At 66.8% G+C, this 26,379-nt stretch carries 23 protein-coding genes; 10 read left to right on the top strand and 13 right to left on the bottom strand.

Features of this window, described 5'->3' with window-relative positions:
• The first annotated feature begins 15 nt into the window (after positions 1-15).
• Complete coding sequence (locus G0A00_RS14050; RefSeq protein WP_083191476.1) at positions 16-888, top strand: histidine decarboxylase, pyruvoyl type; 873 nt, start codon at positions 16-18, stop codon at positions 886-888.
• A gap of 131 nt (positions 889-1,019) precedes the next feature.
• Complete coding sequence (locus G0A00_RS14045; RefSeq protein WP_164180599.1) at positions 1,020-1,973, top strand: 2-hydroxyacid dehydrogenase; 954 nt, start codon at positions 1,020-1,022, stop codon at positions 1,971-1,973.
• Between the two features lie 16 nt (positions 1,974-1,989).
• Here G0A00_RS14045 and G0A00_RS14040 read toward each other — a convergent pair whose 3' ends face one another.
• The gene (locus G0A00_RS14040; RefSeq protein ID WP_164180597.1) at positions 1,990-2,913 is read right to left on the bottom strand and encodes a LysR substrate-binding domain-containing protein; all 924 of its coding nucleotides are present in this window, start codon (positions 2,911-2,913) and stop codon (positions 1,990-1,992) included.
• Positions 2,914-3,014: 101 nt separating this feature from the next.
• Between G0A00_RS14040 and pcaD the strand changes: the two genes are divergently transcribed.
• The 7 genes from pcaD to G0A00_RS14005 all read left to right on the top strand — a co-directional run bounded on the left by pcaD (position 3,015) and on the right by G0A00_RS14005 (position 10,232).
• Positions 3,015-3,797 carry a 3-oxoadipate enol-lactonase gene (pcaD, locus tag G0A00_RS14035; RefSeq protein ID WP_164180595.1) on the top strand — a complete coding sequence of 261 codons (783 nt, stop codon included), beginning with the start codon at positions 3,015-3,017 and terminating at the stop codon, positions 3,795-3,797.
• Positions 3,798-4,181 carry a 4-carboxymuconolactone decarboxylase gene (pcaC, locus tag G0A00_RS14030; protein ID WP_066111273.1) on the top strand — a complete coding sequence of 128 codons (384 nt, stop codon included), beginning with the start codon at positions 3,798-3,800 and terminating at the stop codon, positions 4,179-4,181.
• Positions 4,178-4,921 carry a protocatechuate 3,4-dioxygenase subunit beta gene (gene pcaH / locus G0A00_RS14025; protein WP_066111271.1) on the top strand — a complete coding sequence of 248 codons (744 nt, stop codon included), beginning with the start codon at positions 4,178-4,180 and terminating at the stop codon, positions 4,919-4,921. The genes pcaC and pcaH overlap by 4 nt, the downstream gene beginning before the upstream one ends.
• Positions 4,922-4,923: 2 nt before the next feature.
• The gene (gene pcaG / locus G0A00_RS14020) at positions 4,924-5,523 is read left to right on the top strand and encodes a protocatechuate 3,4-dioxygenase subunit alpha (RefSeq protein ID WP_083191474.1); all 600 of its coding nucleotides are present in this window, start codon (positions 4,924-4,926) and stop codon (positions 5,521-5,523) included.
• 73 nt (positions 5,524-5,596) lie between these two features.
• Positions 5,597-6,667 carry a 3-carboxy-cis,cis-muconate cycloisomerase gene (locus tag G0A00_RS14015; protein ID WP_164180593.1) on the top strand — a complete coding sequence of 357 codons (1,071 nt, stop codon included), beginning with the start codon at positions 5,597-5,599 and terminating at the stop codon, positions 6,665-6,667.
• A 252-nt stretch (positions 6,668-6,919) separates the two neighbouring features.
• Complete coding sequence (locus G0A00_RS14010; protein ID WP_164180591.1) at positions 6,920-8,383, top strand: aldehyde dehydrogenase; 1,464 nt, start codon at positions 6,920-6,922, stop codon at positions 8,381-8,383.
• Between the two features lie 172 nt (positions 8,384-8,555).
• Complete coding sequence (locus G0A00_RS14005; RefSeq protein ID WP_083191473.1) at positions 8,556-10,232, top strand: BCCT family transporter; 1,677 nt, start codon at positions 8,556-8,558, stop codon at positions 10,230-10,232.
• A gap of 11 nt (positions 10,233-10,243) precedes the next feature.
• Here the strand turns inward: G0A00_RS14005 and G0A00_RS14000 are convergent, their stop codons facing one another.
• From G0A00_RS14000 to G0A00_RS13970, 7 genes are all read right to left on the bottom strand, one after another.
• Positions 10,244-11,077 carry a 3-keto-5-aminohexanoate cleavage protein gene (locus tag G0A00_RS14000; RefSeq protein ID WP_164180589.1) on the bottom strand — a complete coding sequence of 278 codons (834 nt, stop codon included), beginning with the start codon at positions 11,075-11,077 and terminating at the stop codon, positions 10,244-10,246.
• Positions 11,078-11,169: 92 nt separating this feature from the next.
• On the bottom strand, positions 11,170-12,735 hold the full coding sequence (locus G0A00_RS13995; RefSeq protein ID WP_164180587.1) for a phospholipase D family protein: 1,566 nt from the start codon (positions 12,733-12,735) through the stop codon (positions 11,170-11,172).
• A 181-nt stretch (positions 12,736-12,916) separates the two neighbouring features.
• Positions 12,917-13,981, bottom strand: a complete 1,065-nt coding sequence (locus G0A00_RS13990; protein WP_164180585.1) for a patatin-like phospholipase family protein — start codon at positions 13,979-13,981, stop codon at positions 12,917-12,919.
• A gap of 181 nt (positions 13,982-14,162) precedes the next feature.
• Complete coding sequence (locus tag G0A00_RS13985; protein WP_203595382.1) at positions 14,163-16,310, bottom strand: pyrroloquinoline quinone-dependent dehydrogenase; 2,148 nt, start codon at positions 16,308-16,310, stop codon at positions 14,163-14,165.
• Positions 16,307-16,651 carry a hypothetical protein gene (locus tag G0A00_RS13980; RefSeq protein WP_235952976.1) on the bottom strand — a complete coding sequence of 115 codons (345 nt, stop codon included), beginning with the start codon at positions 16,649-16,651 and terminating at the stop codon, positions 16,307-16,309. Before G0A00_RS13980 ends, G0A00_RS13985 begins: the two co-directional genes overlap by 4 nt.
• A 152-nt stretch (positions 16,652-16,803) precedes the next feature.
• Positions 16,804-17,727: a TatD family hydrolase gene (locus G0A00_RS13975; protein ID WP_224901428.1), complete on the bottom strand. Its 924-nt coding sequence runs from the start codon at positions 17,725-17,727 to the stop codon at positions 16,804-16,806.
• A complete protein-coding gene (locus G0A00_RS13970) occupies positions 17,724-18,467 on the bottom strand; it encodes an EboA domain-containing protein (protein WP_164180583.1) in 744 nt (247 codons plus the stop codon). Before G0A00_RS13970 ends, G0A00_RS13975 begins: the two co-directional genes overlap by 4 nt.
• A gap of 109 nt (positions 18,468-18,576) precedes the next feature.
• Here G0A00_RS13970 and G0A00_RS13965 point away from each other — a divergent pair, with 109 nt between their 5' ends.
• The gene (locus G0A00_RS13965; protein ID WP_164180582.1) at positions 18,577-19,962 is read left to right on the top strand and encodes an alkaline phosphatase family protein; all 1,386 of its coding nucleotides are present in this window, start codon (positions 18,577-18,579) and stop codon (positions 19,960-19,962) included.
• On the opposite strand, the gene G0A00_RS13960 is transcribed toward G0A00_RS13965, so the two are convergent.
• The 5 genes from G0A00_RS13960 to G0A00_RS13940 all read right to left on the bottom strand — a co-directional run bounded on the left by G0A00_RS13960 (position 19,959) and on the right by G0A00_RS13940 (position 26,310).
• Positions 19,959-20,816, bottom strand: a complete 858-nt coding sequence (locus G0A00_RS13960; protein ID WP_164180580.1) for a UbiA family prenyltransferase — start codon at positions 20,814-20,816, stop codon at positions 19,959-19,961. The genes G0A00_RS13965 and G0A00_RS13960 overlap by 4 nt on opposite strands.
• Positions 20,813-22,003, bottom strand: coding sequence for a metabolite traffic protein EboE (gene eboE / locus G0A00_RS13955; RefSeq protein ID WP_164180578.1), 1,191 nt, complete (start codon positions 22,001-22,003; stop codon positions 20,813-20,815). The genes G0A00_RS13960 and eboE overlap by 4 nt, the downstream gene beginning before the upstream one ends.
• On the bottom strand, positions 22,003-23,904 hold the full coding sequence (locus G0A00_RS13950) for a 3-dehydroquinate synthase (RefSeq protein WP_164180576.1): 1,902 nt from the start codon (positions 23,902-23,904) through the stop codon (positions 22,003-22,005). Before G0A00_RS13950 ends, eboE begins: the two co-directional genes overlap by 1 nt.
• 235 nt (positions 23,905-24,139) lie before the next feature.
• Entirely contained in the window at positions 24,140-25,582 is a 1,443-nt protein-coding gene (locus G0A00_RS13945) for a sensor histidine kinase (protein WP_368667705.1), read from the bottom strand.
• Entirely contained in the window at positions 25,579-26,310 is a 732-nt protein-coding gene (locus G0A00_RS13940) for a response regulator transcription factor (protein ID WP_164180574.1), read from the bottom strand. Before G0A00_RS13940 ends, G0A00_RS13945 begins: the two co-directional genes overlap by 4 nt.
• Positions 26,311-26,379: the final 69 nt, after the last annotated feature.

The following is a 26,379-nucleotide window of genomic DNA, read 5'->3' as shown; positions in this document are numbered from 1 at the left end:
TAGGTGAGTGATCTGATGAGTGAGCATTTCCGCGAGGTGGCCGAGAACGCCATCGGCCCGTTTCCGGGCAATTGCGCCGGTTACGGCAACCCGCCGTCAAGCGGCTGGGGCTATGTGGCGGCGCTGAAGCTGTCGATCGGCACGGTCGCGGCGGATATGGACGAGGGGCTGGAGGGCATCGTCTCTTACGACCGGGCGGAGTGTGAGGACGCCTATATCGGGCAGATCAACATGATCACCGTCTCGAGCTTTTGCGGCGTCAACGGCGCGGTCTGGGGCTATGACCTTGCCCGTGCCGATGATCTGGCGCAGGGCCGTGTGGCGCCGAAGATGGTGCTGCCGCGCCATGATGGCGCCGAGGTGCCGGTGCTGCCGATGGAGCCGCTGCTCGACGCCGCCTACCGGCTGTTCGGCTCGCGCCACGAGCGGCGGTTCGCGCCGCTGCCGGGGGCCATGGTGGTCTGCGCCAACAAATCCCAGACCATTCGCCCCAAGGCTGAAACGACGATCTGGTGCGCGCTGGCGCTGGCCATCGCCGAGGACCGGATGACCACGGCGAACCTCTTCATCGAGGATGCGTCGGACACCGAAAGCACCGGCGAGGCGCCGCTGCAGGACATCGAGGCGAATATCGCCAAGTCGATCCTGCGCTGCGGTGCCGATCAGGGCGTCAAATACCGCGAGATCTTCATCGGCACCAAGACGCTGCGGATCACCCCGGACATGGTCGGCTGCGCGCTGGCCTGCGTGCCCTATGTGGCGCTGCCACCCGCGGCGATCCCGCCGGGACGCAGCGCGGGCGATCTGGCCGATATGACCCTCGGCGAATGGGAGGCGGCGCTGAATTTACCGCCGATGGAGCCCTATCCGGGCCGCTACCGGCGTTAGTTCGGGCTTCGGCGCTTGTAACCCCCGCGGCGCTCGGCGCAGATGGGCGCGAGTTGCGCCGCGCGGGGGAGGGGCGGCGCCGATTAAAGACCCATCCCGCCCTGCGGGGTGCCAGACCGGAGAGCCGCCCGATGCCGCAGCATGTCGCCATCAACATCAAAACCCGTGCCTATCACACTCTGCTGGGGGCGCATTACACGCTGCATGATTGCACCGAAGGCTACGGCCATCTGAGCGAGGAAGAGCGCGCGGAAATCCGCGTTCTGGTCACCGCCGGATTCAAGGGCGCCAAGGGCCCCGATATGGACGCGCTGCCGAACCTTGGGCTGATCTGCTGCGTCGGCACCGGCTATGAGGGGATCGACGTGGCGGCGGCGATCGAGCGCGGCATCAAGGTCTCGCATGGGGCTGGCGTGAACGCCGGCGCGGTGGCCGATCACACGATGGCGCTGCTGCTTTCGGCGGTGCGCCGGATTCCGCATCAGGACCGTCTGACCCGCTCGGGCGCGTGGAATTACGGCGAGACGCCGCGGCCGCTGTTCTCGCGCCGCAAGATCGGCCTTTACGGCATGGGCGGCATCGGCGCGGCGGTGGCGCGGCGCGCGGCGGGCTTCGATCTGGAGGTGCTCTATCACAGCCGCACGCCGAAGGATGATCTGCCCTATGCCTATGTGCCCTCGCTGCTGGAACTGGCGGAGCGCTGCGATTACCTCGTCGCCTGCGTGCCGGGCGGCCCGGCGACGCAGCACGCGGTGAACGCGGAGGTGCTGCAGGCGCTGGGGCCGAAGGGCTATCTGATCAACGTCGGGCGCGGCTCGGTTGTGGACACCGACGCGCTGATCGCCGCGCTGCAGTCGGGCGGGATCGCCGGGGCGGGGCTCGACGTCTATGAGACAGAGCCAGAGGTGCCCGAGGCGCTGATCGCGCTCGAGAACGTGGTGCTGACGCCGCATATGGCGGGCAACGCGCCGGAGGTTCAGGAGATGGCCGCCGATCTCATCCGCGAGAATATCGCCGCCTTCACCAGCGGCGCGGATCTGGTGAGCCCGGTGCCGGAGATGAAGGCGCTGGCGACGGCGGGGTAGGGGGGCAAGGGCGCTCTTACACCGCCTGCGCCGGATGCTCTGCGGCGACGGCGACGAGCGCGTTCACCAGACCCTGCAGCGCCGGGTCTGGCAGCACGCCGTCGCGCAGCGAGATGCCGACCGGGCCGCCCAGCAGTTCGTTCTGCACCGGAAGCACGGTCAGCTCGCCGCTGTCGAGTTCGGCGCGCACCACGCCCGCGGAGATGAACCAGATGGTGTCTGACCGCGCGACGACCCGTCGCCCGAAGGCGTGGGAAACATTCTCATATGCGGGAGCCGGCTCGCCCAGCCCCAGCGATTGCAGGAAAGACCTTACCGAGCCCGAGATCACCGCGCCCGCGGGCGGCAGCATAAGCGGAAAGCGGATCAGGTCCGACGGCTCCCACGGCTGCCCGGCAAGCGGATGGCCGGGGCGGATCACCGGCACCACGCGCTCCCAGTACAGCTGGCGGAAGCTGAGCCCCTCGCCGGTGCCGGTGGCGGGCATGCGCCCGACCACCAGATCAAGCGCGCCCTCGCGCAATTGCGACAGCAGCAGCCAGTTCGGCCCGGTGGAGACGCGCAGCGTGCAGTCAGGGTAGCTGTCGCGAAAGCGCGCGGCGGCGTCGGGGAAAAGCCCGGTGGCGGCGGTGGGCAGCACGCCCACGGCAAGTTTGTGCTGGCTTTGCGGCAGTTCGCGCAGCAGGCGCTCGCCGCGTTCGAGATCGGCCAGCGCCGTGCCCGCGTATTGCTGAAAGATCTTGCCCGCCCGGCTCAGCGCCAGCCGTCGCCCGCTGCGGTCGAACAGCTGGGCGTTCAGGATCTCTTCAAGCTCGCGCACCGTCTTCGAGGCGGCGGGCTGGCTGACGTGCAGCGCCTCGGCGGCGGCGCTGAGGCTGCCGAGGCGGGCGGTCTCGAGAAACACCCTAAGGTGGCGCATGCGCAGGTGAGGATGGAGCATCTATAACCCATCAGTTATGAGTGATGCCTCTACTTATATTTTTCACGGGCGGTTTGCCATGGCAGAAGAGCGCCAGGCCCGACTTGGCCCGAGGAGGACACATGCAGACAATCGACGCCGCAGGGGTGACCCTGCACATCCGCGACGAAGGCCCGAAAGATGGCCGCGTGCTGATGCTGGCCAACTCTCTGGGCACCGACCTGCGGGTCTGGGATGCGCTGCTGCCGCTGCTGCCCGAGGGGCTGCGCGTGGTGCGTTTCGACAAGCGCGGGCATGGGCTGTCGGATGCGCCCGACGCGCCCTATGCGATGGAGACGCTGGTGGCGGACGCCGAGGCGGTCTGCACGGCGCTCGATCTGAAGGACATCACCTTTGTCGGCCTGTCGATCGGCGGGCTCATCGGGCAGGGGCTGGCGGCGAAGCGCCCGGACCTCATCCGCGCGCTGGCGCTGATGGATACGGCGGCCAAGATCGGCACGCCCGAGATGTGGCAGACCCGGATCGACGGCATTCGCGCAAACGGTGTGGCCTCGCTGGCGGACGCCATTCTTGAACGCTGGTTCACGCCGGGTTTCCGCGAGAGCGATCCGCAGTTCGCGCTGTGGAAAAACATGCTCGAGCGCACCCCGCTCGAGGGCTACGTGGGCTGCTGTGCCGCCATCGCGGGCGCCGATCTGACCGAGAGCACCCGCGCGCTGAGCCTGCCGGTGCTGGCCATGGCCGGCGCCGAGGATGGCTCGACGCCGCCCGAGTTGGTGCGCGGCACCGCCGAGCTTTGCGGTGCGGAATTCGCGTTGATCGACGGGGCGGGGCATATCCCCTGCGTCGAACAGCCCGAAGAGACCGCCCGCCTGATCAATGACTTTCTGAGGAGGACCGCCTGAATGGACGAGCTTTACGAACAGGGCATGAAGACCCGCCGCGCGGTGCTGGGCGACGCGCATGTGGACCGCGCCGAGGCCGCCAAGACGCCGCTCGACGAGGCGTTCCAGACGCTGATCACCCGCAGCGCATGGGGCACGGTCTGGAGCTCTGACGCGATCAGCCATCGCGAGCGCTCGATGCTGACGCTGGCGCTGCTGGCGGCGACCGGCAACTTCGAGGAGATCCCGATGCACATCCGCGCCACCGCGCGCACCGGGGCCAGCAAGCAGGATGTGCTGGAGGCTTTCCAGCACGTGGCGATCTACGCCGGGGTTCCGCGCGCCAACCACGCGCTGAAACTGGCCAAGGCGACCTATGCCGAAATGGAGGCGGCAGCCGAATGAGCAACTTCATCACCACAGATAAGGGCCCGCTGATCCCGCGCAACCGCGACGCGCATCCCGTGGCCTATGATCCCGGCTATAAGACCAGCGTCACCCGGTCCCCGAACCTGCCGCTGCTGTCGATGGAAAGCTCGCCCTCGGAAGAGACCGGCCCGACCTTCGGCCACGGCAAGCTGGGCGCGCTCGACAACAACCTAGTGCTGAACTGGACCAAGGGCGCGGCCCCGGCGGTCGGCGAGCGCATCCTGATGCATGGCCGGGTGCTCGACGAGAACGCCAAGCCGGTGCCGAACACGCTGATCGAGATCTGGCAGGCCAACGCGGGCGGGCGCTACCGCCACAAGAAGGACACCTATCTTGCGCCGCTCGACCCGAACTTCGGCGGCTGCGGGCGCACGCTGACCGATGAGAACGGCTATTACCAGTTCCTCACCGTGCGTCCCGGCGCCTACCCTTGGCCGAACCGCGGCAACGACTGGCGCCCGATGCACATCCATATCTCGGTCTTCGGTCACAGCTTCGGCCAGCGCCTGATCACCCAGATGTATTTCGAGGGCGATCCGCTGATCGACCACTGCCCGATCGCCGCGACGATCAAGAACCGCGCCCAGCTTGATGCGCTGGTCGCCCCGCTCGATCTGGCGCATTCGCGCCCGCTCGACTACCTCGCCTATAAGTTCGACATCGTGCTGCGCGGTCGCCGCCAGTCGATGTTCGAGAACAAGCTGGAGGGCATGTGATCATGGTGCAGAAACTCGACACCCTCGTGGAAACCGCTTCGCAGACCGCGGGCCCCTACGTGCACATCGGTCTGATGCCCACCTATGCGGGCAACGCGGGCTATTACGACGAAGAGATCGGCGTCAGCCCCATCGAAGAGGGCTGCGATGGCGAGATCATCGAGATCACCGGCTCTGTCTATGATGGCACCGGCTGGGCGATGCGCGACGCGCTGATCGAAAGCTGGCAGCCCGATGCCAAGGGCGTCTTTGCCGGGCAAGAGGGTGCGGACCCCAAGGTTTCGGGCCATTGCCGCTTTGCCGCCGATGCCGAGACAGGCGAGTTCACCCTGCGCACAGTCAAGCCGGGCAAGGTGAAGGGCCGGGGCGGCGTGGAGAGCGCGCCGCATATCTCGCTTTGGGTCGTGGCGCGCGGCATCAACATGGGCCTGCAGACGCGCATCTACTTCGAGGACGAAGACAATGCCTCGGACCCGCTGTTGGCGCGCATCGAGCAGCGCCCGCGCGTCGAGACGCTGATCGCCAAGAAGACCGGCGAGGGCAAATACCGTTTCGACATCCGCCTGCAGGGCGAAGGCGAGACGGTCTTCCTCGACATCTGAGGCGCGGATATTAGAACGATGCGACGGGGCGGCTGTGCGGGCCGCCCCTTCGGCATGTGGAGGGACAGGACTTATGAGCGCGAGCGTTTTCGATCACCCTTGGCTGGGCGGGCTCTTTGCCGACCCCGAGATGGCGGCGATCTGGTCTGCGGACCGGCAGATGGCGCATATGCTGGCCTTCGAGGCGGCGTGGAGCCGGGCGCTCGGGGCCTGCGGGCGGGCCGATGCGGCGCTGGCCGAGGCGGCGGCGGCAAAGATCGAGGCCGCGAAGATCGATCTGTCTGACATCCGCGCGGGCATGGCGCGCGACGGCGTGCCGGTGCCGCGGCTGGTCAAACAGCTGAAGGACGCGGTGGGCTGCGATCTGGCGGTGGCGGTGCATAAGGGTGCGACCTCGCAGGATGTGGTGGACAGCGCGCTGGCGCTGACCCTCAAGGAGAGCAGCGCGCTGTTGGCGGAGCGGCTGGCCACGCTGGAAGCGGCGCTGATCGAGCTTGACGCGCAGCGCGGCGCGAAGCCGCTGATGGGGCGCACGCGGATGCAGGCGGCGACCGAGATCACCGTCTCGGATCGGCTGCGCCCGTGGCATCAGCCGCTTGCGGCGCATCTCGAGCGGCTGGCGGAGCTGTCTCCGCGGGTCGAGCGGGTGCAGATCGGCGGTGCCTCGGGCGACCGCAAGGCGCTTGGCACCGATGCGCAGGCGGTGGTGGATCACGTCGCCGCAGCGCTCGATCTGGCCAGCGCGGACAGCGCGTGGCACGCCATGCGCGGCGGCGTGGCGGAATACGCGGGGCTTTTGTCGCTGATCACCGGAACCTTGGGCAAGATCGGGCAGGACATTTGCCTGATGGCGCAGCAGGGGCTGGACGAGATCAAACTCTCGGGCGGCGGCGGGTCTTCGGCGATGCCGCACAAGCAGAACCCGGTGAGCGCCGAGCTTCTGGTGACGCTGGCGCGGTTCAACGCGGTGCAGCTTTCTGGGATGCATCAGGCGATGATCCACGAGCAGGAACGCTCGGGTGCGGCTTGGGCGCTGGAGTGGATGATCCTGCCGCAGATGGCGCAGGCCACCGCCTCTGCGCTGGCCACGGCGACCGCGCTGGTGGGCAAGATCGACCGCATTGGGATGCCCGAGGCGAAGTGAGGCCATGTGAGGCGGCGGCTGGGGGAACGGGCGGCTGAAACTCCGCCCGGAAATCCGGCACGGCACCTGCGTGAAAGCTATGGGGCAGGGCGCTTTTCCGAGGCGGCTCTGGCCAGCCGAAAATCCGCTCGCTAAGACTAGCGCACAATCTGTCGCCGCTCTGACAGGCGCGCTTGGCGCGGCGCGGGGCTGCGGCAGCGTTCACTGCGCCTGTTGCGGCAGGCTGGCCCCAAGACCTGAATGAGGTACCCCATGACGTTCGCTTTCGATCCCGCCCGGCTGCCACTGCCGAACCGGCATTTTATCGGAGGCGAATATGTGTCCGGCGATGAGGCGATCGAGCTTGTCTCGCCCTCGACCGGCCAGCGCCTTGGAGCCATTCCCTGCGCGGATGCCGCGCTCGTCGACCGCGCCGTGATGAGCGCGCGCAACGCGCTGCGCACCTCGGGCTGGGCCGGGCTGCAGCCGCGCGCCCGCCTGCGCGCCCTGCACGCATGGGCCGATCTCATCGAGCAGGAAGCCGAAACGCTGGCGATGCTCGAAGCGGTCTGCTCTTCGCGCCCCTATGCCGGGGCGCTGGCGGGGGACGTCATGGTGACCGCCGAGCAAATCCGCTTTTTCGCCGAGTTCGCCGACAAGGAGGCGGGCACGCTGGTGCCGACCTCGGACGCGCAGTTCGGTTTCATCTCGGATCACCCTTACGGTGTCATCGGGGCGATCACCCCGTGGAACTTCCCGATCTCCATGGCCGCGTGGAAGCTGGGCCCGGCGCTGGCGGCGGGCAACGCGGTGGTGCTGAAACCCTCGGAGATGACGCCCTACACCACGCTCTACCTTGCCGAACTGTCGGTGAAAGCGGGCATTCCGGCGGGGCTCATCAATATCGTGCTGGGCGACGGGCCGACCACCGGCGCCGCGATCACCGGCCATCCGGGCATCGACAAAGTGTCTTTCACCGGCTCCACCCGCGCCGGGGCGGCGATCATGGAAAACATCGCCCGCTGCGGCATCAAGCCGATGACGCTGGAGCTTGGCGGCAAGAGCCCGATGGTGGTTTTCGCCGATGCCGATGTCGACGTCACCGCCGACGCGCTGACCACCGGCATCATCCCCAACGCCGGGCAGTTCTGCGTCGCGGGCTCGCGGATGATCGTCGAGGCGAGCGTCGCCGATGAGCTGGCGGCGAAACTGTCGGAGCGCTTTGCCAAAATCACCCCGTCCGAGACCCATAGCGCCGAAGCCGGGTTCTCGCCGATCATTTCCGAAAAGCAGCTGGCGCGGATCGACAGCATCGTCCGGGCCGCGCAGGACGAGGGTGCCGAGCTGATCTGCGGCGGCGGGCGGTTCGATCACGCCGGGGCCTTCTATCGCCCGACGCTGATCGGCGGTGTCGATGAGACCAACCCCGCCGTGCGCGAAGAGATCTTTGGCCCCGTCGCCACCTTCCAGACCTTCAAGACCGAAGAGCAGGCCATGGCGCTTGCCAGCCACCCGACCTACGGGCTGGCCGCCGGTCTCTTCACCCGTGACCTGTCGCGCGCCATGCGCCTGACCCGCGATCTCGAAGCGGGCACGGTCTGGGTGAACCGCTATGGACGCACCCGTGACCACATCCTGCCGACCGGGGGCTGGAAGGCCTCGGGGCTGGGCAAGGATCTGGGCCGCGAGGCCTATCTCGCCAACCGCCGGACCAAGTCGGTGCTGATCGACCTGTGAAGCCACACTGACAGGCAGGCCCGCCTCTCTGGACGCGGGTCTGGCTATCGCTTGGCGCGCCTGCAAAAAGCGGATGTGCCGAAAATATCAATTCCCGTGAAGATTGTGTGGAACCCTGCCGGGGGTGGGTCCGTTGGGTCAGGAGATTTGCCCCAAAACACGGATTTGATCCTTGGAACAGCTTGCACGCCGCCTCGGCCTACGAACCGATCCGACGATTTTCTTCATTTCGGCCGCCTTCACGATCATTTTCGTGCTGGCATTGGTCCTTTTCCCCGAGGCCATCGGGGACGCTTTCGCGGTGGGACGAAATTGGATCGTCACCAACCTCGGATGGTTCTTTGTCCTCGGCGTGAACGTCTGGCTGGGCTTTCTGATCTGGGCCGCCATGTCGCGCCACGGTCATATCAGGCTGGGCCGTAAGGGAGAGCGGCCGGTCTATTCCAACCTGTCGTGGTTCACCATGCTGTTCGCGGGCGGTATCGGCACGGTGCTGATGTTCTGGGGCGTGGCCGAGCCGATCAGCCACTTCTCGAACCCGCCTTTGCCGGGGGTCGAGCCTTACACCGATGAGGCGGCCAAGGACGCCATTTCCATCGCCATTTATCACCTTGGCCTGCACACTTGGACGATCTTCACGCTGCCGGGTCTGGCCTTTGCCTATTTCATCAACCGCTATGATCTGCCGGTGCGCGTCAGCTCGGTGTTCTATCCGCTGCTGGGCGAGGGCATCCACGGCCCCATCGGCAAGGCCATCGACATCGCCTCGATCCTCGGCACGCTGTTCGGCGTTGCCGTGTCGCTCGGTCTCGGCTCCAGCCAGATCGCGGCGGGGCTTGATGCGCTCTTCGGCACCGGGACCGGCGCTTTCGTCAAGGTGATGATCCTTGTGGTGCTGACGGTGGTCGCCGTGGGCTCGATCGTCGCCGGGCTCGACAAGGGCGTGAAGATGCTCTCGAACCTCAACATCGGCATGGCCGTGGCGCTGATGATCTTTGTGCTGGTCTGCGGCTCGACGCTGTTCCTGCTGCGCGGCATCGTCGAGACCTTCGGGCTCTATTTCTCGAACCTGCCGCGGCTGGCGTTCTGGAACGACATGCTGGCCAATGAGAACCCCAACACCGATGGCTGGGGCTGGCAGGGCAGCTGGACGGTGTTCTACTGGGCGTGGACCGTGACGTGGTCGCCCTTCATCGGGCTTTTCGTGGCGCGCATCTCGCGCGGGCGCACGGTGCGTGAGTTCGTCTTTGGCGTGCTGCTGGCACCGTCGCTCTTCACGCTGATCTGGTTCGCCATCTTCGGCTGGCAGGCGATGGATTTCGACGGGCTCGGCCTTGCCGCACGCGAAGCGATGGGCGACAGCGCCGGCGAGATCAGCCGCGCCGTGGCCGACAGCGTGCCGCTGGCGATGTTCGCCTTCTTCGAGCACTTCCCCTTCACCACATTCATCCAAGGCTTTGCGGTGATCATCGTGGCGATCTTTTTCGCCACCTCCTCGGACTCGGCCTCGCTGGTGGTGGATATGCTTTGCACCGGCACGGCGACGCCCGGCCCGGTGCACCAGCGGGTGTTCTGGGGCGCTGCCGAGGGCGTGGTGGCCGCCATGTTGATCGTGCTGGCGGGCGAGGCGGGCCTCACCGCGCTGCAGCAGGTGATCACCGTGGTCGGCCTGCCGATCTTCATCCTCGTGAGCATGATGATCCCCTCGATCATCCGGGGCTTTGCCGCCGAGGATATCGAGCACATCAACATCGGCACAAGGCCCGCGCTCGAAGAGTTCGGTCACGGCCCGGCGAGCGAGGAAAGCACCTCGGGCGGGCTACGCCCCGAGGGCAGCCCGGCCGAGTAAGCCCGGAAAAATCAGGCCGCGCGCAGACCCAGCAGCGCGCGGGCCTCGGCGGGCGTGGCGATGCTGCGCCCGTGCTTTTGCGCCACCTCTGCGGCGCGCTTCACCAGCGCGGCGTTCGAGGGGGCCAGCGTGCTTTTGTCGAGGCGGATGTTGTCCTCGAGCCCGGTGCGCAGGTGACCGCCCGCGGCGGCGGCCCATTCGTTCAGCTCCAGCTGGTGCCGCCCGATCCCGGCGGCGCACCACGGCGCATCCTCGCCGAACAGCACTTTCACCGTCTCCACATAGTAGTCGAACACCCGCTTCACCGCGGGCATGGCGTTCTGCACCCCCATGACGAATTGCACATAGGGCGTGCCCACAAGCTCGCCGCGGTTGGCCATCGCCTTGGCTTGATAGATGTGCGAGAGGTCAAAGGCCTCGATCTCGGGCTTCACGCCATAGGTCTTCATCTCGGAGGCGAGCCATTCCACCAGTTGCGGCGGGTTCTCGTAGACGCGGGTGGGGAAGTTGTTCGAGCCCACCGAAAGCGAGGCCATATCCGGCTTCAGCGGCAGCATCCCGCCGCGTGCCTGACCTGCGCCAGAGCGGCCGCCGGTCGAAAGCTGCACGATCATGCCGGGGCAATGGGTTTCGATCCCCTCCTTCAGCGCGGCAAAGCGCTCGGGGTCCGAGGTGGGTTTGCCCTCGTCGTCGCGCACGTGGCAATGGGCGATGGTGGCCCCGGCCTCAAAGGCTTCCTGCGTGGACTCGACCTGCTCGGCCACGGTGATCGGCACGGCTGGATTGTCGGCCTTGGTGGGCAGCGAGCCGGTGATGGCAACGCAGATGATGCAGGGCTGGGTCATGGCGGAAGCTCCGTGTCGTCAGGGCCGCGCGTGGCGCGGCGAATGGCAAGAGGATGTCGCAACCCCGCGCGCGCCGCAACCAAAGGCGCCGCTCAGAGCATCCATTCCACCGGCAGCCAGCTGATCACCCGGACGAGGGCGCGTTTCAGCAGGCCGGTGTTGGGCTCGCTGTGGAAGGTCTCGGCAGGCCCGTCCGCCGGGTCAGAGACCCATTGCAGATCGCCGCTTTCGTCCAGGGTGACGTGATAGGCATAGCTTGGCTTGTCGAGCTGCTCCGAGAGCGTGGCGGCGATGGTCGGGCTGTCGATCAGAAGACCCATCTCGGTGTTGATCTGCGCCGACCGTGGATCGAGGTTGAACGAGCCGATGAAGGCGCGCGTGCCGTCGAGCCCGAAGACTTTGGCGTGCAGACCCGAGGCCGAGCCCGACAGCACCTCGGGCAGCGAGCGTTTCACATGCTCTTCGCGCATGGCGCGCAGTTCATAAAGCGTGACGCCGCTTTCCAGCAGGGCAGGGCGGTATTTCATATATGCGGCGTTGACCGGCATCACGTCGGTCGATTCCAGCGCATTGGTCAGCACGCGCACCCGGACGCCCTTTTCGGCCAGATCGGTCAGCAACTCGGTGCCGCGATCGCCGGGAATGAAATAGGCCGAGACGAGGTCCGCCGAGGTTTCAGCGCTCGCCACCAGATCGAACAGCCGCTCGACGATCTTATGCTCGGGCGCCACATTGCCGAGCCCCTTGGCCGGGTCGTCGACGATCAGTTCGGCCTCGCCCCACTCCAGATCGAGCGAGTGGCCTCCTTGCAGCGCCTTGACCAGCGGTCCTTCGGCGACTTCCTTCATGTAGCCGGTGCCGACCGAGGAGCCGCGCGCCGTCTTGCCCGCCTCTGTGATCAACGGCGCGGCGGGTTCTGTTTCACCCTCTGGCAACGGATCGAGGATCAGATCGGCATCATAGGACGAGGCGCTGTTCCAGTAGCGGTCGAACGCGCCTGAGACGTCGCTCACGATGGGGCCAAGCGCCAGCGCGTCGACGTCGAAATAATGCGTGCCCTCGCCGTATGCGAAATAGATGTCACCGATGTTGCGCCCGCCGACCACGGTGGCGACGCCGTCCACGGTCATGGATTTGTTGTGCATCCGCCGGTTCAGACGGCTGAAGTCGAAGAGATAAGAGGCCAGCTTCGGTTCGCGCAGGGTGAACGGGTTGAAGATGCGCACATCGGCGGTCGGCATGGCGTCAAGCTCGGCCAGCAGGGCGTCGAGGCCGGGGATGCCGTTGTCATCCACCAAAAGCCGCACACGTACGCCACGCTCGGCGGCAGCGCGCAGCTCGTCAAGCAGGATCATCCCGGTCGTGTCGTCCTGCCAGATGTAATACTGCGCGTCGATGCTGGTCTTGGCGAGCCGCGCCAGCAGCACCCGCGCGGCAAGGGCGTCGCGGCCATCGGACAGCGGGCGCACGCCGTTCTGCCCGTCATGCGCCTCAAGCGCGGCGCGAACCGTGAGCCCGAGCGGCCCTTCCCAGTCGGGCGCGAGGCTTTGCTGTTTCTCGGCGTAGTTGCTTTGCGGCAGGGGGAACGCCAGCTTCATGCCGAAGACGAAACACACCAGCAGAAGGACGAGGACTAGAAGGCCTTGCAGAAACCGCATTGGACGCACCTACAAAATTCGGCCCCGCGCGTCCGGGATCTGCAGTATGCCCCCGCGATGGGGCGGGCCGAAGACTTCCCTTCCGTGACGGGGATTTGCCGTCGCTTTCCCTCAGCCTAGCCGAAACGAACCGCCTGCGTCGAGACTTACCTTGGGCTGCCACACCCGCCGCCACACCCGCCTACGACCCGCTTGGCAGGATCCCTTCGAGATAGCGCTCCATCAGCTTGGCGGTGCTGCTCTTGCCCAGTTGCGCGTAATTCTCCTTGAGCCAGCTCAGCGCGGCACCGCGCCCGGTTTCGTGCAGATCGACCAGCATTTCCCACGCCGGGTACATCTTGGAACTGGGATCGAGCTCGGACATGGAGGCCTGATCGTGGATCTCGTGGATGCGCAGATCGCGCAGCTGTTTCAGCAGGGCCGGGGCTTCGGACAGATCCTGCCCCGACAGCGCCTCGTGGATGATCGACAGCCCCCGCAATTCGGTCACCAAAGCTTGGTTGAACACCATCTCGCTGACCCGCTCGGTGATCTCTTCGGGGGCGCGGGCGGTGAAGCTGCGTTTCGCGGGGTTGATCGTGACCAGCAGCAGATCGGCCTGCGGCGTGAAGCGCACCAGCGAGGTGATCGGAGGGTTGGCGCTATAGCCGCCGTCCCAATAGTCGACCCCGTCGATGTTCACCGGCGGAAAGCTCATCGGCAGGCAGGCCGAGGCGATGGCCACATCGGGGCTCATTTCATAGTTGCGGAAGATGCGGCTCCCGCCGCTGCGCGCATCGGTGGCCGAGATGAAGAGTTCTGGCGCGCCGGGCTGTTGCAGCGCCTCGAAATCCACCTGTTCGGCGAGGATGTCGCGCAGCATCATCTGCGCGCGACGGCCCTGCCATGGCCGCGCCGAGATGGTCACCTGCCCGGCGCTCACCAGCTGCCACCATGCAGAGGAGGCGATGAAGAGGCCGGGAAAGCTTTCGAGCATATGGAAGGCCGGGGTGGCCTCGCGGGCGGCGGCGTTCACCGCGGTCCAGAACCGCCGCAGCGCTTCGCGCCCACCTTCCGAGCCGCCGGTGGCAAGGCCAGAGGCGACGACGATGGCGTTCATCGCCCCGGCGCTGGCCCCGGACAGAGCGCCGATGTGCAGCCGGTCGTCTTCCAGAAGCGCGTCCAGCACACCCCAGGTGAAGGCCCCATGCGCGCCGCCGCCCTGCAGCGCCACGTCGAGGATGATCTTGTCAGTAGAATTGGTCATCGAAATGCAAAAAGCCTCCCGGTTGAGGAGAAATTCTGCGCTGCAGCATAACGCTATAGGAGAGTCGATTCCAGCCCGGCGTCGCATTGGTCGGCGATCTCGCGCCGAGGCGTCACCACGCGGCTTCGTGCACGGACCAAAAGCGCCCGCCCGACCCATTGGGGCCGGGCGGGTCGCGCGTTCACTGCGGCAGGCGGTAGACCGAGACCATGTCGCCGACCGAGGGCTTCAGGATCGAGTTGCCGCCCGAGACAAAGGCCACATATTCGGCGCCGTCATGCTCGTAGATCGCCGGGTTCGACACCGAGGGCGCCTCGGTCAGGTCGCTCCACAGCTCTTCGCCGCTTTTGAGGTCATAGGCGCGGACCATGCCGTCCATCGTGGCACCGATGAAGATCAGCCCGCCCGCGGTGATCGCCGGGCCGCCGATGGTGGGCGAGCCCCATGCTTCGGGCATGTAGAAGCCGTAGCGCTGCGACATGCCGAAGGGTTTGCGCCAGAGCGGCTCGCCGGTGGTCATGTCGATCGCCATGATCTCGCCGAACGGAGGCTCCCAGCAGGGCATGCCCCAGCGGTTCATCGCGGTCTTCAGCGACATGCCGTAGGGCGCGCCGGTCTGCGGGTGGAAGCCGCTTTCGCCGACCCCGGCCTCGCCGTTGATCTCGTCGTATTCCTCGCGCTCGTAAAGCTGGATGTATTGCACCACATGCGACAGGTTCACCACGGCGATCTGGTTCTCGGGGTCATAGCCGACGCCGCCCCATTGCACGACGCCCGCCGAGTTCGGATAGGCGCCTGCGCCTTCTCCCTCGGTGGTGGGCGCGGTGTACATGCCGTCGTAGATCAGCTTGCTCCACAGTTCCGAGCATTCCCCGAAAGAGGCGATGTCGGCGATGTTCCACACGTCGGGCAGCTTCGACTGGTCGAGCAGCGGCGCGGGTGTCGTGGGGAAGGGCTGGGTTGGGGCGTAACGCTCGCCCTCGATTGTCCCCGCGGGGACAGGGCGTTCTTCGATCGGCCAGATGTCCTCGCCGGTCTCGCGGTTCACCACGAAGAGAAAGCCCATCTTGGTGGCCTGCATCAGCGCCGGGATCTCTTGCCCGTTCACCGTGATGTCCATCAGGGTGGGAGCCGAGTTGATGTCATAGTCCCAGATGTCGTGATGCACCCATTGCCGCGACCAGATCACCTCGCCGGTGTCCACGTCGAGCGCGGTGGTCGAGGTGGCATAGGGGATGTCCTCGGTGCGGTTGCCGCCCCAGTAGTTGGGCGAGGGCGAGGCCACGGGCAGATAGACGATGCCGCGTTCCTCGTCGGCGCTCATCGCGGTCCAGACGTTGGCGGTGCCGGTCTTTTCGCGGATCTCCTCGGGGATGGTGTCGAAGGTCCACTCAAGCTCGCCGGTCTGCGCGTTCACCGAGAAGACCGAGCCCGGAGGCGCTTCGGCCCAGTCCCAGTCGTTGCCGGCCCAGCCGATGATCACGTGATCGCCGACGATGGTCGGCGGCTGCAGCAGCGACAGCGGCCAGCGGTCGTTGACGGTGTTCCACTGATTGACGTCGAGCACGCCGCCATCGGCGAAATCCTCGCAGAGCGCGCCGGTGTCGGCATCCATGGCAAAGAGCCGCGCGTCCATCGTGCCCAGATAGACGATCTTTTGGCAGGCCTCGCCCTCAGTGGGGTTCGCCGCTTCCCAATAGGCCACGCCGCGGTTCTTCAGGGCGGGCTGGGTGAGCGCCTCGAGCGTGGATTGGGTGTCGTAGGACCAGATCTCTTCGCCGGTCGCCGGGTCGAGCGCCAGCACGCGATAGAAGGGCGTGCCGATGTAGAGCATGTCGTTGGCGTAGATCGGCGTGGCCGACCAGACGGTGGCGGGCAGATCGCCCGAGCCGTCCGAGACGTCGCCGGTCTCGACCCGCCATGCCAATTCCATATCGCCGACGTTCTCGGGGGTGATCTGGGTCAGCGGCGAGTATTTCGCGCCAGAGACCTGACCGTGGAAGCTGGGCCAGCCGGTGCCGGGGGCGGGCACTTTGGCGTCCGACGCGGGGCGCGCGGCGGGCACTTCGACCACCGCCGTCTCGGCGTTGGGTTCGGGTTCGCTGTCGTCCTGCGAGGCGGCGCCTTCAGGGCTCTCCGGCTCCTCGACTTCGGCGGGTGTTTCGCCGCCCTCAGTGGCGGTTGCGCCGGGCGGCGGGGTTTCGGGGGCGTCGGTTTCCGGCGCGGCGCTTTCGGGCGCGGCGGGCGGAGTCGGCGTATCGGCCTGCTGCGCGAAGGCAGGACCGGCGAGCAGGGCGAGAAGGGCGGTGCTGCGGAGCAGATAGGTCATGCGTAAGCTCCTTCTTCGGGACCGGAGAGTGCAGCGATCCAGCCCAAGGCGCAGACGCCGAGCGCGGCCAGCATCACCCATTGGTGCATCAGAAAGGCGGCGAAGGCGGTCGGCACGATGCCGATGGCCAGCAGCAGCATCAGAATGACCCGTGCGCCGCGGCTGCGCGCTTTGACCATCAGCGCACCGCCGATCAGCAGGCAGAGCGCGCCGAAGGCGGCGGCGAGGGGACCCCAAACACCGGTGACACCGGTGAGCGGGACGAAATAGGCGTAAAGGCCGCATCCGATGGCGACCAGCGCCGAGACCATTATGACGGTCAGGCCGGTTCGATAGGGCATGAGAGTGTTCCCGTTCAGTTTCGCGGCGGGCCGCTCGGCGGGAAGCTCGCGACCGCGTCACAACAAGGAGTAGTGCGCGCGAGCGAACGGGCAAATTTTCGTGTGGAATTTGTGAGGGCTGCGCCCGCCAGAGGGCAGGCGCAGCAGGGGCGTTACTCGATGGTCAGCCCGGCACGGCGCTGCGCGCCCGGCTCTTCGATCACCGGCTCGCGACCGCCGCGCAGGATCGAATTGCCTTCGTAGAGCGTGCGCTGGTCGATCGCCGGAGGCTCGAGCCAGTCGCTTTCCTTCATCTGCCCGCTCTGGCCATAGGCCGCCAGCGCATTGCCATAGCAGACCGCGCGCACGGTGCTTTCGGGAACGCCGCTCTGCAGCGCAAGCTGCGCGGTTTTGGCGACGCCGAGGCAGTCGGAAATGCCCCAGTCGCAGGCGCTGTCGACGATGATGCGCTCGGAGCCGTATTGCTTGAGCAGCTCGACCATCCGCGCGTTGCCCATCTTGGTCGAGGGGTAGATCGAGAAGCCCGCCCAATAGCCGCGCTGCAGCACCTCGCCGACGGTTTCCTCGTTGTTGTGGTCGATGATCACCATCGACGGGTCGAGCCCCATCTCCTCGCAGACATCCATCGAGCGGGTGGTGCCCTGCTTCTTGTCGCGGTGCGGCGTGTGGACCATCACCGGCAGGCCCAGTTCCTTGGCCAGCGACAGTTGCAGGCGGAAGTATTTGTCCTCGAGCTCGGTCTGCTCGTCATAGCCGATCTCGCCGATCGCCACGACGCCTTCCTTGAGGGCGAAACGCGGCAACCATTCCATCACGCCTTCGGCCAGTTCCTCGTTGTTGGCCTCCTTCGAGTTGAGCCCGATGGTGCAGTAATGGCGGATGCCGAATTGCCCGGCGCGGAACCGCTCCCAGCCGACGATGGTCGAGAGGTAATCGACGTAGGTGCCCACGAAGGTGCGCGGCTGGCCAACCCAGAAGGCAGGCTCGATAAGCGCCACGACACCGGCGGCGGCCATCGCCTGATAGTCGTCGGTGGTGCGCGAGATCATATGGGCGTGGGGGTCAATCAGCATCATGATACAAGGTCCTCAAATGTACGGCCTTCGGCGCGGGCTCGGTCGAGCTCGGCACGGATTTCAGGGGTTTCGGCAAAGGGCGCCACGAGCGGCCAGAGCTCGGGCATGACGGGCCGCCCAGCGGCCCAGCGTTCGCGCGCGTATTGCACGAGGATGCGCGCCAGTTCGGGGTTGGCGCGGGCCGCAAGCCCGGTGATCGGGCCAAGCTCGGCCCCGATGAAGAGCGCCTTCAGAACCATGTGGTTCCAGCGGTGCTCGTCGAAATGGTCGCGCGGGTAGGGGTTGTTGTGGGCGATCGCCTCGAACACCGGCTTGAGGTTCGAGCGCAGCCCCTCGCCAACCTCGAAATGCAGGCTCTCGGGCGCCGGGTAGAGCGGCAGGCCGCGATAGAGCGCGATCATCTCGGCAGCGTCCGACGTGCGGCGCAGGTCCTTGAAGGTCTCGGCGAAGGGACGGGTGCCGCTGTAGGTCAGCAGCCCCAGAATGCGCGCGGCACCGTCGACGCTCCAGCCCGAGGGGTCCCAGCCAGAGCGCGCGGCATCGGCCTGCGCCAGATCGTCCGGCGTCAGCGCGAGATCGGCCTTGCCGAGCCGGCGCGGCGCAAAGCCGAGGTACATGTGCAGGTCGCGCTCGGTCGCGTCCGGCGCGGCGAGCTGCGCCAATTGCGCGTCGAGCCAAGGCCTTTCGTCCCCGGCGCGCTCACTTATCCATCCATACAAAAGGTCTTTCGGATCGGTCATCAAACTCTCTCCCGAATAATCAATGAAACACTGGACTGAGGGGATGGCGGCGCGTCATAGTTGCGCCCATATTCTTCTTGTTTTTTTCGAATGGATTTTGGTTCACAGCATGAAACCGACCCTTGTTATTCTTGTCGTCGGCCTGACACCCAAACTTGTCGGAGCTCATACCCCCCACCTTGCAGCCCTTGCCGAACGCGGCGGAATGCGCCCGCTGGAGACGGTCACACCGGCGGTCACCTGCACCGTGCAGGCGACGCTGGCGACCGGCTTGCCGCCCTCGGGCCATGGCGCCGTGGCCAATGGCTGGCTGTTCCGCGATCTCAAGGAGGTGCTGCTGTGGCGGCAGCCCAACTCGTTGATCGAGGGAGAGAAAATCTGGGACGCGGGGAAGGCGCGCGATCCGGGTTTTACCTGCGCCAAGATGTTCTGGTGGTACAACATGTACGCCACCGCCGATTACTCGGCGACGCCGCGCCCGATGTATCCGGCCGATGGGCGCAAGATCCCTGACCATTACGCCTATCCGCCCGAGCTGCATGACGAGCTTGATGCCAAGCTGGGGCGCTTCCCGCTTTTCACCTTCTGGGGGCCGACGGCGGATATCACCTCCTCGGCGTGGATCACCGAGGCGACGCTGCATGTGATGGAAACGCGGCAGCCGACGCTGACCCTGACCTATCTGCCGCATCTGGATTACGACCTGCAGAAGTTCGGCCCCGATCTGGCGCATCCCGAGGTGCAGACCTCCCTCAAGGACATCGACGCGCTGGTCGGCAAGCTGGTCGCCGCGGCGGATGCCGAGGGACGCCGGGTGCTGGTCGTGTCGGAATATGGCATCACCCCGGTCAGCGAGGCGATCCACATCAACCGCGCACTGCGCAAGGCTGGGCTGATCGCCGTGCGCCCCGAGGAACATGGGCGCGAGATTCTCGACGCAGGTGCTTCGGCGGCCTTTGCGCTGTCGGACCATCAGCTTGCGCATATCTACGTCAATGACGCCGCGCGTCTGGCCGAGGTGAAGGCGCTGGTCGAGGGGCTCGATGGGGTCGAGACGGTCTGGGACGAGGACGGCAAGCGCCAGAATGGCCTCGACCACCCGCGCTCGGGCGAGCTTGTGGCCGTCTCGAAGCCCGACCGCTGGTTCAGCTATTACTACTGGCTGGACGACGACAAGGCCCCGGATTTTGCCCCCACCGTCGATATTCACCGCAAGCCCGGCTACGACCCGGTCGAGCTGTTCCTCGACCCCGATCTGCGGTTTCCCAAGCTGGCGGCGGGCTGGAAGCTGGCCAAGCGCAAGATGGGCTTTCGGCAGCTTCTCGACGTGATCTCTCCCTCGCGGACCGATCTGGTGAAAGGCAGCCACGGGCGGCTCACCGATGATCCCGGCGACGGGCCGCTGGTGATCTCCTCCGAGGCGGGCCTGCTGCCGGAAGGATCGGTCCGGGCGGTGGATTTCAAGGCGCTGACGCTGAGCCATATCTTCGACTAAGTCCCCGCAATGACCCGCTGCAGCGCGCGGGTGAGGCCAAAGCCAAGAACCGCCAGCAGCGCCGGGATCCATCCTCCGTGGACCCCGGCGATCAGCGCGGCGTCATAGAGCGAGATGGCGGCGATCAGCAGGGTGACGGCCTTCGGCACGTCGCCCTTTGCCCGGCGAAAGAGATAGTGCAGCGCCAGCCCGGTGGCGGCGAAGAACCCCAGCGCGATCAGCAGCGCCAGCGCGCTGCCCCAACTGAAGATCAGCACCAGCAGGCAGGGAAAACCCATCACCGCCAGCGGCCACGCGCGCTCGATCCGGTCGTAAGCCTCTTGTTTGGCGGCGTAGGTGAGGCCCACCACATAGGCCAGCAGCCCCAGCGCGCCCCAGATCGCCACGCCCGGAAAGCTGCCCGTCGCGCCGAAGGCGGCCAGTGCGTAGCAAAAGAACCGGGTGACCCCCATGATCACCGGCGCCAGCGCGGTGCGTTTGTGCAGCCAGTCGTAGAGGAAGATGCTGATGCTCAGCAGTACCGCCGAGACCAGCGCCCAGCCTCCCAGCGGCAGGGTCAGCAGGATGCCGGTGCCCAGCATCACGAAACCGCCGACGAAAACATCGCCCTGACGGATGTCGCCGCGGGGGATGGGGCGGTCGGCCTTTTGCGTGCGGTCGTGCTCGGCGTCGAAAGCATCGTTGAGCCACATGCCGCCCACGTAAAAGAGGGTCAGCGCCAGTGCGCTCAGCACGATTGGCCAGAACGCCGTGCCGGGGGCCGCCGAGAGCGCCAGCAGCGCCCCCGCCATGGCATTTGTCCAGACCGTCGGCAGGTTGGACACGCGGCCCAGTTCCAGAGCGGTGCGGATCATTGGCCCAGCCTTTCCAGAACCCAGCGCAGCTCTCGCGCGATGGCGGCATCGACGCTGGAGGTGCGCAACTCGGGTGGCAGCACATCCCAAGTGTAGGTCTCGACCTCAAGATGCGGCGAGATCGGCGCGGCGCGGTGCAGGTCGAGGATTTCCTTCAGAAACTCCTGTGTGCTGTCGAAGAGCCCAAGCGAGGCCAGAAACACCGGCACGTGGAAATGGATGCGCCACTCCTCGCCATCCGCCTCGGCGCCGCGGGCCAGTGCCTCGGGCAGATCGGAATAGGCGGTGATCGGCCCGTCGCCGCGCCGTGTGAGCACCTGATGCAGGTAGGTGGGTTCCGAGAAGGGCTGCAACGCCTTGCGCACCTTGGGCGAGACCTCGGCCGCCCGCAGCGCCGAGCTGAGCTGCAGCTTGTGGATCGGAATGCCCGCGGTTTTCAGCGCATCGAGGCTGCCTGCCGCATCCTCATATTCCACCGCCGCGTGGCAGACGTCGTAGCACAGGCCCAGATGGCGGCGCAGCGCCTCTTCGGCTGCCTCGCCCTTCAGCCCGGTGAGCTCTGCAAAACGGGCGACAGCGGCGGAGGAATAGAGCCAGTTTTCAAAGAAATCGACGCTGCCTGCGATGGTCTCCAGAAAGCAGAAAGGCTCGGGCTCGATCGCCAGCGCGACCGCCACGCCGGTGTGTTCGCGCACCGACAGGCAATGCGCCGCGGCGCGCAGATAGTGCTCGGCCATCTCGGCCTCGGCGCCGCCAGCGAGGGTGCGGAAGGTCCCCGGCACGGTGCTGAGGCTGACGTTGGCACCCGGCTCGGCCAGTTCGGCCATCAGTTCGGTCAGCCGGTTGGTGTAGGCCAGCCGCTCTTCGGTCCGCCAGTCGGGCTGATAGACCTGCTCCTTCACGCGGGTGCCGTGGAAGGGGCCATAGGGAAAGCCGTTCATCGTCAGCGGGATCAGGTCGTGGCGGGTCAGAAACTCGCGCAGCGCGGCGCGCCGTCCGCCCTTGTCCAACCCTTCCAGCGCCTTGGCCGATAGGCGCAGACCCACGGCGAAGGGCGCGTCGGGGCTCAACTCTTCCTTTACCGCCAAAAGCGGACCGGTGAGCGCGGCGGAACATTCCTCCCAAGTTTCCGTGGGATGGATGTTGAGGCAGTACGTCAGGCTGCCCAGCCCGTTGCCGAGCTGCATCAGTCCTGTCCCTGCGCCGCCAGCCAGCCGAGCGCTTCGGCCACCAGTTCCGGCTTCATCTCGTGCATCTCGACGCCAGTGCCGAGCCCGAGCAGCAGCGTGACGGTCAGCTCGCCGCCCAGATGCTCGCGGAACTCCTCGAGGCCGTTGAGGATCTCCAGCTGGCCGCCCGCATCGCGCTGTTCCAGCGCCTGATGCCAGACCGGCAGATCAAGCGCCTGCAGCAGCGCCAGCACGCGCTCTTCTCCGCCTTCGGGCAGCAAGCCCGCCAGAACCGAGTAGCGGCTGTCGAGCGCGATGCCCATGGCCACCGCATCACCATGGCTGACCGCGTAATGCGTCAGCCCCTCGAGCTTGTGCGCCGACCAGTGGCCGAAGTCCAACGGCCGGGCCGAGCCGCGCTCGAACGGATCGCCGCCATGGGCGATCTGATGCATGTGCAGCTCTGCCGAGCGCCGGATCATATACTCTTCGGCGGCGGGCTCGAAGCGGCGCAGCGCCGCGGCGTTCGTCTCCAGCCACAGGAAGAACTCGGGATCGCGGATCAGCGCCACTTTCACCGCCTCGGAGATACCGGCGCGGCGGATGGCGGGCGGCAGGGTTTCGAGCATGTCGAAATCGTTGAGCACCGCCCAAGGCGGCGCGAAGCTGCCGGCGAAATTCTTCGAGCCCTCGAAGTTCACCGCGTTCTTCACCCCCACGCCGCTGTCGTTCTGCGACAGCACGGTGGTGGGCACACGGATGTGGCGGATGCCCCGGTGCGCGGTGGCGGTGGCCATGCCCACCGCGTCGAGCACCGCGCCGCCGCCAATCGCCATCACGTAGCAGTGCCGGTCGATGCGGTGGCGCAGGATCAGGCGGTAGATCTCGAAGACCTGCGCGAAGCCCGCCTTGATATCCTCGCCACCGGTGACCGGAAGCGGCGCGGTGGCCAGCGTGACCTCGGTGCCGAGACGGTCGAAACAGGCGGTGATCTCATCTGCTAGCGCGGGGCGCTGGCGCAGCATGTCGGCATCGACGAAGACGAGGCAGCGTTGCGCCCGGCCATCGGAGGCCTCGCGAAAGACCTCGCCCAGCGTGTCGTTGCCCGGCGCAAAGAGGCCGCGGGTGAAGACCACGCGATAGCTGTAGTCGACGCTGAAGCGCTGCAGCACCGAGGTGCCCTGAGGCGGCGCGGTGGGGCGCAGCGCGGGACGGGTGATCGGCGCGGGATCGGGCGCTTCGGCCATGGCGAGCGTGCCGCTGAGCGGCTGGCTCTCGGGGCGCATCTGCGCATAGATCAACCGTCCGCCGAGGCCCGCCACCGGCAGGGCCAGCGCGGCGCAGAAGGCGAGCAGGAAGGAGTCCGCCTCGACCGCCATGGCGCCCAGCGTGGCGTAGGCGGCGGCGATGCCGAGATTGGCCAGCGCCACCACGCCGAGGAAACGGCGCAGCGGCAGGCGGGCGATCCCGGCGGCGATGGTCGAGGTCTCGGCCAGCACCGGCACCGCGCGCAGCAGCAGCAGCGAGCCAAAGGCGAAGCGGTTCGACATGCGGGTCGAGCGGGCCAGTTCCTCGGCGCCGAGCAGCCTGCGCAGCGCGCTGGTGCCGCCAGTGGCGCCGATCCAATAGCCCAGCAGACAGCTCAGCGTCATGCCAAGCCAGCAGGTCAGCGTGCCGCCCGCAACCCCCAGAACGGTGCCAGCGGTGACATTGACCACGCTCGAGGGGACCGGCAGCGCCACATCAAGCGCCAGCGCCCCCACGATGAGGGCGGACAGCCCCGCAAGGCTCTGCGCGCCGGACATCATGCCCAGCACGATCTGTTCGGTCTTTCCCTCGAAGAGCAGGAACGAAAAGGCAATCACGAGCGCCGGAATCCCAAGGATCGCAAGCCGGCGCAGGGTGAGGGAAATTGACATGTAAAATATCCTTTCTAAACCTCACAAGGTTGCCCGACATGCTGCGGCCAACCAGAAAACAAATGTATTCAAATACTTATCTTATAATCCGGAGAGAAAATTCCGGGGCGGGCGGGCAATAAACCGCTGATTCCGCACAATCAGGTTAGGCAAGACTGAGGCGGCAGGCCAGAAGTATCGCGGCTTTGCCTGCGGGAATGCGCATATGAGCGGCGTCGGTGCCCGCCTTCGCGGCTCAGGCGCGCTGGATGGTCAGCACCGCGCGCAGCCCTTTGGGCGCGGTTTCGAAACGCAGCGTGCCCCCGTGCAGCATGGCGATGGTCGACACGATGCTGAGGCCAAGCCCGGTGCCGTCGCTGGAGCGCGCATTGGCACCGCGCCGGAAGGGGGCCATGAGCGCCTCGATCTGTTCGGTGGAGCGCAGGCCGCTTTCATCCTCGACGATGATCGTCGCGGTGTCGGCCGTCGCCTCGAGGTGCAGCTCTGCCCGGCGCCCGTATTTCAGCGCATTGTCCACGAGGTTCGAAATGGCGCGCTGGATCGACACGGGCCGGGCGGTGACGAGGATGCGATGCGCGCCTTCGATCACCTGTGCGCCGCGCCGCGCCGAGAACAGCGAGCGCCCGCCGCGCAGCACCATCGGCTCGACCCGGGCGAGGGTCACCGGATGGCCCATGTCCTGATAGTCGTCGACTAGCGCCTCGACGAGCGCCGAAAGCGAAAGCTGGCGCGGGTCTTCGACGCTGAGTTCGGCGCGGGTGTAGGTCAGCGCGCTTTCGATGATCGCGGTCATCTTGTCGATGTCGGCCTCGAATTTGCCGCGCAGCGCATCGTCCTCGATCAGCGCGCTGCGCAGCCGCAGGCGGGTGGCCGGGGTGCCGAGGTCATGGCTCACGCCCGAGAGCACCACGGCGCGTTTCGCCAGCTGCTCGCGCTCGTCCTCGAGATAGGCGTTCACCGCATCGACGATGGCGCGCAGTTCGGCGGGGCCTTCGGTCTCATAGCTCTCGGGGCCGCCGAGCCGCCGCCGCGTGGCCAGCGCCTGCGCGAAGTCCGAGAATTGCGCGGCGGTGCCAGTGACGCGGGTGAAGAACACGCCAAGGGTGATCAGCGCCAGCGCGATGGCGGGCAGGCGCAAATCGCGCGGCGCCGCCTCGCAACCCCAGACGCCGGGCGCCTCGACGCGCAGCCAGCCGCTCTCGCCCGAGCGGGCGATGATTTGCGGATGCGAGCAGTAGCGCGCCATCAATCGTGTGAGCTGGCCCAGCGTCTCTTCGGGGCGCTGGCCGGGGCGCGAGGGCAGCTCGGCGACGCGGTATTGCAGCCCGTCCGAAATCACCGCCAGTTCGATCCCCTCGCCGCCCGTGCCGTCGGGCAGGATCGGGGCGAGCGTCACATAGCGCGGTTTCGGCAGGCCCGAGACCAGTGAGAAATTGCCGACCGCGGCGGCATTGGCGTCGATCTCGGCCAGCGGAGTGACGGTAACGCCTTCGGGCGGCGCGGCGCCGCGGGTGAGCGTGTGGTAGAGCAGGATCCCGGCCCGCTCGGCGTGGTCGAGATGGCTGGTCCAGCGGGTCTGCGACAGGCTCCACATGCCGGTGATCACCATGCCCGCCAGCGCCGCGCCGATCATCAGGACCAAGCCCGAAACGCGCAGAGAGAGGCTGCGGCGGCTCACGTCTCTTCCGTCGTCACGTCGACCGCGAAGACATAGCCGACACCGCGTTCGGTGCGCAGCATCTGCGGGTCTTTGGGCGACTTCTCGATCTTCGAACGCAGGCGCCCCACCAGAACGTCGATGGCGCGGCCCTGCGCCTCTTCGGCCCCCTCGCCCGTGACGTCGAGCGCGGCGGCGATCTCGTCGCGGGTGAGCGGGATGAAGGGATTGGCCAGAAGCGCCTGCAGCAGCATCGTCTCGCGCCGCGACAGCGCCACTTGGAACCCCTCGGGTGAGATCACTTCGTCCCGCTTGGCGTCATAGCGCCAGCCTGCAAAGCGGAAGGTCTGGGTGCGCCGCCGGTGCACCAGCGAGGCCGAGCGCCGGGCGCGGGCCAGCACGGCGCGCACGCGGGCGACCAGCAGCTCGGGGTTGAACGGTTTGGCGATATAATCGTCGGCGCCGACCTCATAGCCCGCCATGCGCTGGTGATCCGCCGACAGCGCCGAGACCATGATGATCGGCACATCCTGCTCGCGGCGCAGGCGCGCGCAAATCTCGATGCCGCTTTCGTCGCCGAGCATCACGTCGAGCAAGATGAGATCGATCCGACCCGCGTCCATCGCGGTGGCGATCTCGGCCATGGACTGCGCGCCAAGCGCGATGAACCCCTGCCTTTGCAGGAACTGGGTCATCATCATGCGCATCTCGGAATCGTCGTCGACGACCAGCAGTCTGGAAATGCTCAACGGACCCTCCCTCGCATGTGCCTGAAATACCGGAAATCCTGCCGCACCGCAGCGATTTCGGCCCCTCTG

This window comes from Salipiger sp. PrR002 (assembly GCF_010500775.1).
In the GTDB taxonomy this organism is placed as follows: Bacteria; Pseudomonadota; Alphaproteobacteria; order Rhodobacterales; family Rhodobacteraceae; genus Salipiger.
Note: the sequence above shows the minus strand (reverse complement) of the source record. Positions and strands in the feature narration are given on the sequence as shown.